6 protein-coding genes are annotated in these 12,880 nt (G+C 43.5%); all 6 read right to left on the minus strand.

The window, feature by feature from the left end:
• Positions 1-21: 21 nt before the first annotated feature.
• Complete coding sequence (gene wapA, locus KXZ66_RS20675; protein WP_219144716.1) at positions 22-7,053, minus strand: tRNA nuclease WapA; 7,032 nt, start codon at positions 7,051-7,053, stop codon at positions 22-24.
• Positions 7,054-7,217: 164 nt separating this feature from the next.
• Positions 7,218-8,153 (minus strand): DMT family transporter, encoded by a 936-nt coding sequence (locus tag KXZ66_RS20680; protein WP_049140886.1) that lies wholly within the window; start codon positions 8,151-8,153, stop codon positions 7,218-7,220.
• Positions 8,154-8,304: 151 nt separating this feature from the next.
• A complete protein-coding gene (locus KXZ66_RS20685; protein ID WP_003227162.1) occupies positions 8,305-8,751 on the minus strand; it encodes a universal stress protein in 447 nt (148 codons plus the stop codon).
• A 102-nt stretch (positions 8,752-8,853) separates the two neighbouring features.
• Entirely contained in the window at positions 8,854-10,263 is a 1,410-nt protein-coding gene (bglH, locus tag KXZ66_RS20690) for an aryl-phospho-beta-d-glucosidase (RefSeq protein ID WP_151869961.1), read from the minus strand.
• Between the two features lie 21 nt (positions 10,264-10,284).
• Complete coding sequence (bglP, locus tag KXZ66_RS20695; protein WP_049140884.1) at positions 10,285-12,114, minus strand: PTS beta-glucoside transporter subunit IIABC; 1,830 nt, start codon at positions 12,112-12,114, stop codon at positions 10,285-10,287.
• A 419-nt stretch (positions 12,115-12,533) separates the two neighbouring features.
• Positions 12,534-12,872 (minus strand): hypothetical protein, encoded by a 339-nt coding sequence (locus tag KXZ66_RS20700; RefSeq protein WP_015250873.1) that lies wholly within the window; start codon positions 12,870-12,872, stop codon positions 12,534-12,536.
• Between the last annotated feature and the right edge of the window lie 8 nt (positions 12,873-12,880).

The raw sequence follows: 12,880 nt of genomic DNA on the forward strand, positions 1-12,880 counted from the left end.
GATTTAATTATATTAATACTATTATCTTCTGTGTGACTTATTGCGCAAGCGTTTATTTATATTTCTATATGATGACCATCTTAACTTTATATGAGTCTCAGCAGGATTATTTGAGAAATGCCCTTTTGCATTTAAAGGACCTTTATTTCTAACTGACATTCTATAGTATGGTTTCTTTCGTTGACCAGAATTTTTCCCCATTAACCTTACTGTATGTTTTTTAGTAGTAACTACCCAACCTTTATTAGTTTTAGCCCTTTTAATCACACCTTTGTTTGCCTTTGCGACTTTTCTAGCATTCCAATACGTTTTAGATAATTTTCCAGCTTTAAATAGAGTACGCCCTACTCTTAGATAGTTTCCTCCGATTGCTCCGCCAGCAGCACCTAAGGCTACAGATCCAACTAATCTCCAACCTCTTGCTCCCTTTGCCTTGGCAGCTTTGTAAGAAGAGACTCCTCCAATTAAAGCACCTGCTACCATCCAAACCCAATGCCCATCCGGATCAACATTCATCACCGGGTTATTATTTCCATAAGCATACCCATTCTGATCCAATGAGTCGCCGTCGCTGCCCGGGTCTGGGTCGAGCGATAGGAACACGCCGTTTCTTGGCTCGTAGTAGCGGGCCATGAGGTAGTACAGGCCGGTTTCTTCGTCGTATTGGTAGCCTGCGTAGCGGTAACGGTTATCTTTCACTTCATCGCTTGCTTCGGTTTTTGTTGGATTTCCCCACGCATCGTATTGATATTTTGCAACCGTTTTTCCGGTGCTGTCTGAGATCGCGATGATGTCGCCGTGAGCGTTGTAGTGATAGAAATATTTCTTGCCATTTTCTGTGTAGGATAACAGCTGGCCGCTGTCTCCGTACGTGTATGATTTTGTGACGTTGTTGTCTGCGTCTGTTTCATACAAGACGTTCAAGCTGTCTCCGTCGTAGAAGTAATTCGTGACTTTTCCGTTGACCGTTTTTTGGATTCTGTTTCCTTTTTCGTCATACTTATATGTTGCGAATGGCTTGTCTTCGCCTTTTTTTGTAACGGCGGTCAGGTTATCTTCTGCATCCCACGTATATGTGAATCTGCCGTCAGATGTGCGGTTGCCGTTTTTATCGTAAGAGATGCTTTCCTCATTGACTTTTGTCAGCTGGTTCATGATGTTGAAGGAAGCGTTCACTGTTTTGCTTGAGCCGTCTTTTATAGTTGTAACGGTTTTCCGGTTCCCGAATCCATCATATGTGTATTCAATGACAGTACCGTCTTCATGGGTTTCTTTGACAAGCTGATTCAGCTTCCCATACTCATATTGCACCTTGCCGCTTGCTGAGCTGTTTATCGTTGTGCGATTGCCGTTGGCATCATATTCATAGCTTTCCGTCAGAATGTTTCCGCCGTTTTTGTCACCGATATGCAGCGAGCTTACAAGGTTTCTTTCGTCATAAGAAAAACTTGTTCCGCCGCCGTTGCCCGTAATAAAGGTTTGGACGTTGCCATTTTCATCATAATCAAATGAATATGAAGATGTACTGTCTTTCATCTCAATCATTTGATCCAGCTTGTTATACGTAAATTGATTCGTTCCTTTTTGGTCCCCATGGCTCCACGAGAAGGTTTTCAGCTTATCGGAGTCACTAGGATATGTCCAAGTTTGGCTGCCGCCGCGGTCTGTCAATTCGGTTAAACGGTTTTTGTTGTCAAATGTCCGTTTCTTTGTGGTGTTCTGCTCTTTATTGACGACCGACGTTTCATTTCCATTTTTGTCATACGTGAAATTGTACTTTTCTGTACCGTTATACGACTTTGATTTCACCCGGTCTGTTCCATCATAAGAAAGAGACACTTCGTTGCCATTCGGTGAAATGGTTTTGGTCAGGTTGCTGTTGGCATCATATTCGCTTGCTAACACATTGCCCAGAGGATCAGTTGTTTTGACAAGCTTGCCCATCACATCATATTCGTATTTATAGGTTTGATCTGCTCCCGCCCGGATGGTTTTGCTTACCTCATTGCCTTCCTTATCATAGCTGTGAAGGATAGACGTGCCGTTAGAGAGCGTCATGTTTGTCAATTGGTCTGCCTGATCATACGTATAGGTTGTTTTTTCACCTTTTGCATCTGTTTCAGACGTTTTCTTACCAGTTTCATCGTAATCAGTTGAAGTAGAGTATCCTAGTTCATCTTCTTCCTTAGTCACATAGTTACCATTACTGTCATACGTGCTTTTTGTTAGAAGGCTTCCTTCAATCAAACGGATATCATCAAACCAGACTGTGCCTGTCGCACTCTTTTGGAACAGAATACTGATATCGACTTTATTGATCGGCTTTGTTTTAGGGATGACGACAGCTGCTCGGTTCCATTCCTGTGTTCCAGAAGGGAATTTCGCATTGTAGACGCCTGTGCTGCCGTCCGCGTAAGTGACATTCGCCTGCAGAGAATAGTCTTTTTCATCTGTAAATTTGACGCTGCTTGCTTTCGACATTCCTGTCAGTGTGAGATAAACCGGTTTGTCATTTGCGCTTTGCCCTAAGACAACGGTTTGTTTTGTTACTGATCCGGCTTGGGACGCACTGGTCCGGGCAGCTTTTAATGATACATCATCATTAAAGCCTTCTTCAGAATCAACGGATGCCCCGCTTACATTCCAGTTTTCCGTTGCTGATGTGAAGCTGCTGTTTTGAACTGGGTTATAGCTTGATGATACTTCGCCTTTTTCCAGCTGGACTTCATCAAACCATGCTTTTCCTTTGCCATCTTTATCTTTATGATCGACTTCCATATACACAACGGCTTTTCCTGCATTCGCTGGAGTCGTAAAAGTGATTTGCCGTTTTGTCCAGTCATTTTTTCCGGCTAATGCACTGTATTCATTGTGAATCCATTGAATTCGTTTTTGATCTTTGTCTCGCAGATCAATGTTAAAGTAGGCTCTTGATTTCGCTAGATCCGTTTTGATTTTCCCGCTTAATGTATAGGTTGTATTCGGCTCCAGTTCAACTGTTTGAGTCGCTGAGGAATACCCGTGATCGGTTCCTGCAGACGTTGATTGGCTCAAGACTTCCAATGCCTTTGATCCGGAAAGAACTCCGCTTTTATCGGCGATGACTGAAATTTTGCCGCTGTCTTTAGAGGCAGTCAGATTCCAGCCGGATTTTTGCGCTTCAAAGCTTCCATCTTTCAAAATATTAGTTGAAGCTGATAAATCTTTGCTGGATTGAATCTGATTTCCGTATTTATCATAAACGGCTGCTGACGATGATTTTCCGCTCTGATCGGTTTCGGATACAGCATCCAGTCCGTCATAAGCAATATCCGTGACATTGCCCTCGGTATCCTTCATTTTTGTGACATCGTTGTTTTTGTTATATTCGTATGTCTCAGTTCCATATGCGTCTTTAACCGACGTAACGTTGCCATCTTTGTCATATTGATAGCTTTCCGTTGCTTTTCCGGTGCCCACGTCGTTTGGATCGACATCTTCTACGACATTGTTGCCTTCATATTTTGTATTCGTTGTAATTTTTAGCCCTTCAGCATCATCAATGACCTGAATCGGATTTCCCGCTTCATTATAGCCATACTGTACCTTCCGGCCATTTGGCTGTGTCATGAGAAGTGTCTTTTTATCAGCATCATAGCTGTAGACATATGTTTCTTTTTTAGCGTTGATCGCTTTTTCGAGACGGTGTCCGCTATACTGATATTCGGTAAAGACAGGCTTTGCTTCGGTACTGTTGGCTGAATACTGTTTGACAAGGCGTCCTTCGCCATCATAGTCATAGCTTGTAACAGTCCCGTCTGTATCTGTAACCTTCTTCAGCAAATCATTCTCATATGAGTAGGTGACTTTCTTATTCTTAGGTCCTGTGATGGAAGTCACATGGCCGTTTTCATCATAGGTAAATGTAAGCTTGCGGCCTGATGCATCTGTAATGGCGGTCAGTTGATTTTTGTCATTGTAAGTATAGACAGTTGCATTGTTGTGGCCATCCACTACTTTTTGGAGTTTGCCGCCTTTTTTATTGAAATAAGCATTGGTTTGATCCTTTGTTTTTAATATGAACTGATCAGCTGTTTCTGTTAATTCAAGATATACACCGGTCGGCGGCTGATACGTGCCATCGGCTTTTTTCGTGAATCGATGTGTCGTAGCGTCTTCATCGATATACATTGCCCCGCCATCCGTTGAGATGACAGATGTTTCTGCATCAGCATACCAGCCTTGTCCAAATAAGTGATCAGAGCTGTCAAGACTGTTGTAGGTTCTCGATAAGCCAAGTCCCGGACCGCGTCCGTCAATTGACAAATCTTCTTCATTCACAATGACATTGCCTGTCGCACCATTTAACTGGCCGCTTGGGATATCAATGATAGACCAGTATTCTTCTGTCCCAAGGAATTCTGCGCCTTCATGGAACGTTGGGTTAAAGGGCGCCGTTGGAATCGTTTCACCATTCGCATCATAGGCGACAAGCGTGAAAGAATAATTCTTCTTCCCTTTGTAATTCCCATTTGCATTGTTATAGACAGGTGATGGATCGAGGGCTAATTCCCCGCCTTTTCCATCTGTATGAAGCTTATAGCTTCCGGCTTTGATTTCCTCAGAAGTCGGCCAAATGTTTTTATTTTGGGTTGTCCAATGATCCGCGTCACCCACATCAAAGGACTGATATTCCTTACCGTTGTAAATGTTAACTTTATAGCCTTTCGCATTTTGAACCTTTTCCCATATCAAATTCACATAACCCGTTTGACTCGATTTTGTATTTGTATACAAATAGCCAGTTAAATTCTTTGGCCTAGCGATATCAGGAAGTGCCGGGTTAGCAGCCGGGGATGCAATGGCTTCGCCATCTTTGTTGTATGCGATAATTTTAAACGAGTAATTTTTTTTGGCTCCATCTCCCCCGGCGTTTTTATAGGTTGGTCCGGGATTGATCGGCAGCTCTGCTCCGCTTCCGTCCTTTAGGTGAAGAGCATATTTTCCCGCCTTGATTTCTGCACTTGTCGGCCAGATCTTTTTCCCTTTTGTGGTCCAAGACGTCTGATTTCCGAGATCAAGTGTCTCAAAGCCTTTCCCATTGAACACCTGAACCTTATAGCCGGTTGCACCGGATACAGCTTTCCAAGAAAGGTCGAAGTATCCTGTGGCATTCCCATTATTGTAGCCCTTTGCAGACGGTGCTTGTGCTTTTCCTACATTAGGGATAACGGGCTTTGCCGGTGCGGACATCGCTCCTTCACCTTGGTCAAATATCGCACTGACGCCAATCCAATAGTTTTTGCTTGTAGCATAGCTTCCGCCGGAATTCTTATAGACCGGGGATGGATCTAATGCCAATTCAGCTCCATCCTTGCCGTCCAGATGCAGTTTATATCTCTTGGAGGCAATTTCTGCGCTCGCAGGCCAGATTTTTTTACCTTTTGTGCTCCACGACGTGACGTTGCCTGCAGAAATCGCTTGATATTCCTTACCATTGTAAATCCATACCTTATATCCTTTTGCGCCTTCAACCTTTTTCCAGCTGATATCGAAATAACCAGTGGAATCGCCGTTGTGATAGGCTTTGATTGTAGGTGTGTTTCCCTTTGGAATGGTATACGTCACTTCAATATATGGTTTATTGGCGGAGTTCGCTGAAGAAATTAGTTTTTTCCAATATTCCTTGCCGTTTCCGTTTGTATGAAGCTTAAATCCATAGTTGGCCCCGCCGGAGTTCCATGACTTTACAGCAGCGGTCACATCATAACTCGCCCACTGTCCTTTATGGACGTCGGCTTTTCCGATATTTTTAGATGCCGGTTTGGTGTTCCATGTCACTTTTGCATTATCATAATTGCTGTTGACCGTATCCAGCCAAAGACCGGTTGCCTTTGTTCCATAATAGGAATGGGCTACGTATGTTTTTAATGTAGCTTTAGTGACAGTCATATTTTGAATTGGCTTTAGGTTGTTAAATTTCATGAACGCATAGTTTGTGCCTGTTGTTTTGTCATAATAGCCCGTTTTCAGTACATAGGCCTTTAAATTAGCATCCCATTTTTGTGAGGAGGCCGAATAGTTCGTCGTCGGGTAGGCACTCATGACAAACGTATCCGATGAAACAGATAAAGAAGTTGACGGGTCGATAGATACTGGATATACGCGTTCTGGGTCTTTCAGCCAGTTCTCGTCTGCCGTAAGATGAAGCAAATACCCTTCTTCATTCTTTTCCAGCTTATAGCTGACTTTGTCTGACCGTTCAACCTCGCCGGAAAGCTCATCTAGTTTTGAATCCGTCATAAAAGGCTTAGGCACAGAAAAAACAACTTTTCCTTTTTCATCAGAAAAATCAATGGATCCATCCTCTTGTTCTTTAGCCTGCAAATCGGTTTTTAACTGAAATGTAAATGTGTTGTATCCATTATACTGATGAAGGACTAAATCTTCTTTTATGTTTTCATTGAATGTGAAAGTCTGGAGATCAATATTCGGAAACACATCCGGATACACAATCTCATTACTGTCAGTCTTATAATCTGCTGAGGTATCTTTCGGAGTAAGTGAAGTTTTATTCGGGCCTTTCGCTTCTACAAGTGAATATGTAACCTTATGGTCATTATGCTCAAAAGTCGCGTAAAGCCCGTTCTTCATTTGCTTTTGAAAATCTGAATTCAAAATGGCGTTCTCTGTCTCGACTTGTTTGCTTGTCGACTCTTTTAACTCAGGAGAAATGTCTTCCCAGTCGGCATCAGGTGTTTCCTTTGTATGAATAGGATCAAGATATACTTCCTGTTTATAGACACCGTCACCTTCATAATAGAGTTTTGTATTTTCTGTTCTTTCAGAGGTGATCTCACCCTCTTTGTTTATATCTTTTGGATCAAAAGGTACAGCTTCCTCAGTTTGTTCTTTCTGAAGAGTTTCTTCTGGATCATCGGCAGCAATACGATTTCCATTCTCTTCTTCTGTGGTTTTTGCCAGTACATCTGCTGGCACTAATGAAATGATTAAAGCCAACACTAAAAATGCTGCTATGAACCTTTTAAAGTTTCGCCTCTTTCTTTTTTTCATTTTCTCTCTCCTTTTGTAATAAAAGTAATATTCACTCAATAATCTTAACTAGAATGAAATATTATTACAATATTTTTCTAGAAAATTTATCTTATTTTAAGGATTAACGAGAGTCTATTGACCTAAAATAAAAAAAGGCCGCATAGGCCTTTTTACTTTTTCCATTATTGCATTTGTTCAATATCCGTACCCTCAGCTGCCACATTCGCCTTCCCCTGCCTCCTGACAAGCGTCAAGGCCATGCCCGCAAAGATCAGCACGATGCCAAGCGTTTGATAGAGGTCAGGGCGGAAGCCTGTGAAGACGGTATCGAGCACGATCGCGACAGCGGGGTCGAGAAATACAATGATTGAAATAAATTTCGTTGATAAAAATCGTAAACTGTCAAAAAACAACAAATATACAATACCCGTATGGATGATGCCGGTAGATACCACCATAATCCAGTTTCCCTGAGATAGGTCAGCAAAAGCGCCAAAGCGAATAAACGGAATCAGGATGATAACCCCTAAACCCGTCTGCAAGAAGGTGGTCGTGTAAGGACTGAGATTGTGAATGCCTTTTCCCAATAAAGTGGTGAACGCATAAAACAGTGCGGCGAGAACTGCCCATATGATCCCTGATCCCATCAGCTGTGTCAATGAAGTGCTGCCGTTAATCCCGGAAATCAGCGCAGTTCCCAGAAAGCAGATGATAATGGAGCTGACGGAGATCACATTTAATTTCTCTCTGTAGAAGAAGCTCCCCAGAAGAAGAACAAGCACCGGCGCTAGATGATAAACGGAGATGGCAATTGTAACGGACGTTTCTTCAAAAGACTTAAATAAAAACACCCAGTTGAATACAAGAAAGAAACCGCACGCCAATGTTTGCAGCACGTCTCTCTTGCTCCATTTTTCAGTTTTATACTGGCCGGACGCCAGCCAGCAAAGACCTAAAAACAGCGTCGCGCAAAGGCAGCGGACAAAGACCAATTCAAATGACGGCAGATTGGTATGCTCTGAGAAAAAGCCGATGGAGCCGAAAATCACCATAGAGATGACCATTTTGATTACGGCTGTTGATTTTTGTTTTGACGATATGGAAAGATCCTGTTGCATCAAACGTATTCTACCTCCAATACTGCATAGCATAAACTGTTTTTTGTGAATTCAGAAATCTACACATAAAATTCCTCTTTTTTACATGTAGATATTATAACACTTCTATTCTAAATAAAAAAAAGCGCCCAAGGGCGCTTTTTTTACAAATCTATCGAACAATCAAAACCGGGCATGTTGATAATTGAGACACTTTATGGCTGACGCTTCCAAGCATCATTTCTTTCAGGCCGCTGATCCCCCGGCTGCCAACTACAATCAGGCTGACGCCTTTCTCTTTTGCGTGATTTAGTATCTCATGCGCCGGCTCGCCATTCGCGTAAATGGTTTCAGCTTGAACGCCTTTTTCGGCTGCTTTTTCTTTTGCATTTTCAAGGATTTTCAGGCCCTCTTTTTTAACCTCGTTCCTGATTTCATCAATAAAGTGTTCAGGCACATAGACAATTCCCGTCAGAGAAGAAGTCGTGACGACGGCTTCTCTCCCCACATGAAGAATGCTTAGTTCCGCTTGCTGCTCTTTTGCCAAATGCACTGCGGCATCAAGCGCTTTTGCACTCATGTCTGATCCGTCAATCGCAACTAACATTTTGTTAAACATGCTCTTCCCGCCTTTCGGACTGTGGGTGGTTCATCTTTCTCTTTTATTGTCCGCCTGCATTTCGTTATTGTCAATTGAAGCGCATGAGTTTTCAAAAAATTGTCAGAGACTCTCTCCGTTTGTGGCGATAACCTGCTGATACCAGTTGAAGCTTTTTTTCTTGATGCGGTTAAATGTTCCATTTCCTTCATTGTCCCGGTCTACATAAATGAAGCCGTAGCGCTTTTTCATTTCCGCAGTAGATGCGCTGACAAGGTCAATTGGCCCCCATGATGTGTATCCGATTAATTCAACGCCGTCCGCAATGGCTTCGCGCGCTTCAATTAAATGATCACGCAGATAGTTGATTCTGTAATCGTCCTGAATTGAGCCGTCATCCTCAACCTTGTCTACAGCGCCAAGGCCGTTTTCAACGATGAACAGCGGCTTCTGGTAACGGTCGTATAAGGTGTTGAGCGTGATGCGCAAGCCTTTCGGATCAATCTGCCAGCCCCATTCTGATGATTTGAGGTAAGGGTTTTTGACTCCGCCCAGCAGGTTGCCCCCTGATTTTGCAAGCTCTTCCGGATCTGTGCTCGCCGCCATCGACATGTAGTAGCTAAATCCAATATAATCCACCGTATGTTCTTTCAAGAGCTCTTCATCGCCTTCAGCCATTTCAATTTCAATATTGTTTTCTGCCAGATAGCGTTTCATATATCCCGGGTATGCGCCTCTTGCCTGAACATCTGAGAAGAAAAGTGTTTTGCGCTCATTCTCCATTGCCGCGAAGACATCCTCCGGCTTAGAAGTCATCGGATAGGTTGTCGTTGCCGCTATCATACAGCCGATTTTCGAATCAGGAATGATGTCGTGACCCGCTTTGACAGCAAGAGCACTGGCCACAAATTGGTGGTGTGCCGCCTGGTACATCGCGTTTAATTTGTTTTCTCCTTCTTCAAAAACAAGACCGCCTCCGGTAAATGGCGCATGGAGCACCACGTTAATTTCATTAAACGTCATCCAATACTTCACTTTGTGTTGATAGCGTTTGAAAACCGTTTTGGCATAGCGTTCATAAAACTCTATGACTTTGCGATTCTTCCAGCCGCCATACTTTTTCACTAAACCGAGCGGCATTTCATAATGAGAGATGGTTACGACAGGCTCAATATGATGCTTTAACAGCTCATCAAACAGATCATCATAAAAGTTGAGGCCTTCTTCATTGGGCTCCTCTTCATCGCCATTCGGAAAAATTCTCGTCCACGCAATCGATGTGCGGAACGCCTTAAATCCCATTTCTGCAAATAAGGCGATATCCTCTTTATAACGATGATAAAAGTCAATCCCGTTGTGATACAGATTCAAGGAAGTCATTGATTCATCAAATGGAGACATGATCCCGTTCGGCGATACGTCAGCTGTCGAAAGCCCCTTACCACCCTCGTTATAAGCACCCTCCACTTGGTTGGCAGCAACTGCGCCGCCCCATAAAAATCCTTCTGGAAATCGTTTTGCATTTGAACTCATATTGATCACCCCATCAGTTTTTTAAGATAAAGCAAGCAGCGCTTCTTTTGGCTGCACTTTACCGATCTCTTTCACCGGCGAAAACGAATATTGGTCTGTGTTGGTCACAATCACCGGGGTAATGACGTCATATCCCGCGGCTTTGATTTGCTCCAGATCAAAGGACACGAGCGGATCTCCCGGTGCGACCTTGTCGCCTTCTTTGACGTGAGCCGTGAACCATTGTCCCTCCAGCTTTACCGTGTCCAATCCAATGTGTATGAGTATTTCAGCTCCCTGATCACTCGTAATGCCAATTGCGTGTTTTGTTTTAAAAACGGTGGTAACGCTTCCACAAACAGGCGACACAACTTCTCCTTCTTCAGGCTCAATGGCAAATCCTTTTCCCATGATCCCGGCAGAAAATACTCCATCTTTGACTTCACTTAAGGCTTTCACTTCTCCCTTAATCGGGCTGTGAATGATCTCTCTGCTGCCCTCATGCACTGCCGGCTGCTGGCTGCCGTCAGAAGGCACATCCTCGAATCCAAGCAAATACGCAGCTGCTGTTCCCGCCGCAAACGCAATCACAAGGCCGATCATCGCGTAAATAAACGTTGGGCCGATAAAGACAGGGATGCTCGGGAGACCTGCATTCCCCCCGACGATATAGGAAGCAACACCCGTCATGCCGTAAAACGCGCCACCGGCTGCACCGCCAATCAAAGCGGCCGCAAACGGCTTTTTCAATCGCATATTCACGCCGTACATCGCAGGTTCTGTAATCCCCATCAGCGCCGTGATGCTTGTGGTAAGCGCAAGTGATTTAAATTTTTTGTTTCTGGAGCGAAGGAAGACGGCAAATGATGCTCCCGCCTGCCCCATATTCGCCAAAAACATAGCCGGCAGTAAATAATCGTGGCCGTTTTGAGCGATGTTGTTGATCATGATCGGCACAAAGGCATAGTGCATGCCCGTCATAATGATTAAAGAGAATGTACCCGCCAGCAAAATCATCGCCACAAGCCCTGCATGATCAAACAAATAATTGACCCCAGAAGACAAGTATTCTCCTAAAATAGCGCCAAGCGGACCGACTGTAATCAATGTCAGCGGCACGACAATCAATAGCGTGAATGTCGGAACCACAATCAATTTGAGAGATGCGTGTGTAAAACGGTCAATCCATTTTTCTACGTACGAAGCAATCCAAATCGCCAGCAAAATCGGGATGACCGTTGACGAATAAGTGGCAGCGGTTACAGGAAGCCCGATAAAGGAAATCGGTTTCCCCGCACCGAGCAGGGCTGTCAAATCCGGATGCAGAATCGCCGCCGCAATGGCTGCCGCTACGTACGGATTGCTTCCGAATTTTCTCGCCGCACTCATCGCTAGCAGGAGCGGCAGGAAGTAGAACGCGCCGTCACCGACAGCCGTTAAAATGACATGAACCTGGCTCTTCTCCGCCATCCAGCCAAACGTAACTGCCAGCGCAACAAGCCCTTTGATCATCCCCGCTCCCGCAATCGCAGGCAAAATCGGGGTAAACACACCAGAAATCACATCAAAGACCGCACTCAGCACATTCTTTTTCTGAGAGGATGAACCAGCGCTCTTTTCATCACTGAGATTGCTGTGCCGCACAATCGCCTGATACACCTTCGGCACATCGTTTCCGATAATGATTTGAAACTGCTCGCCGCTGATATTGGTGCCCATCACTCCAGGCAGCTGCTCCAGCTGACTGCGATCCGCCTTCGCGTTGTCATGAAGATTAAAACGCAGCCTCGTCATGCAGTGGATCACGCGCTGAACGTTTTCTTCACCGCCTACGAGTTGTAATATGTCCTTCGATAATTTATCATAATCCATGTGTATACCTCCTTTTTATGGGGGGACTGCTGGATGAAAGGTGGCCGCCTTTCACCAGCTTTTTTTGTATCAAATGCCGCATCACCTCCTAAAAGAGAATAAAAAAAACCTAAATGACACAGATTGCGAGAGTCTCCTCCTGCACCTGCACCATTTAGGTTTTGCCTGCTTTCACAGTAACAATCCTGACGGGTCGTTTTATTTGTTTGTAGGTATACTTTAGCACTAGATTTGCGGGATGTCAACGCTTTCATTTTTGGTGTTGACTAAGGTGATTGCTCAATAAGGACTATTTTTTATAACGGTAAGCCATTTTGTATATTTTGTTTTATTTTTCCGAAAATACTATCAAATATATCAGCTGACTTAATATAAAAGTAAAAAACCTTGAAAGGCATTAGCCCATCAAGGTATATGTTTTATTTTTGACTATCCCTTTTCCATATACTTTCTCCGTCAGTTAAAAAAACTGCACTTGGCGGATCATCATAAAGTGAAATTTCAACTAATGAACCTTTCTTTTGTATTAACCAATTATATAAACTACTTTCTTCACTAGTAGGATGAGCTAAAATATCATTTACTTGAAATGTAACTGCATAATATTCGATAAAATTCACATCATCGTCATCCAACCCATTGTCTGTTTCAAAGAGTGTGTCTGGTTCACCAATAATCTTTAATCCACTATCCCACTCTATTATCAAGTCACTATCTTTATACTCTTTTAACGCTTTTATTAAAGGATCATATTCCATGTATATCC

The organism is Bacillus sp. LJBS17, assembly GCF_019334685.1.
GTDB classification, from domain to species: domain Bacteria; phylum Bacillota; class Bacilli; order Bacillales; family Bacillaceae; genus Bacillus; species Bacillus subtilis.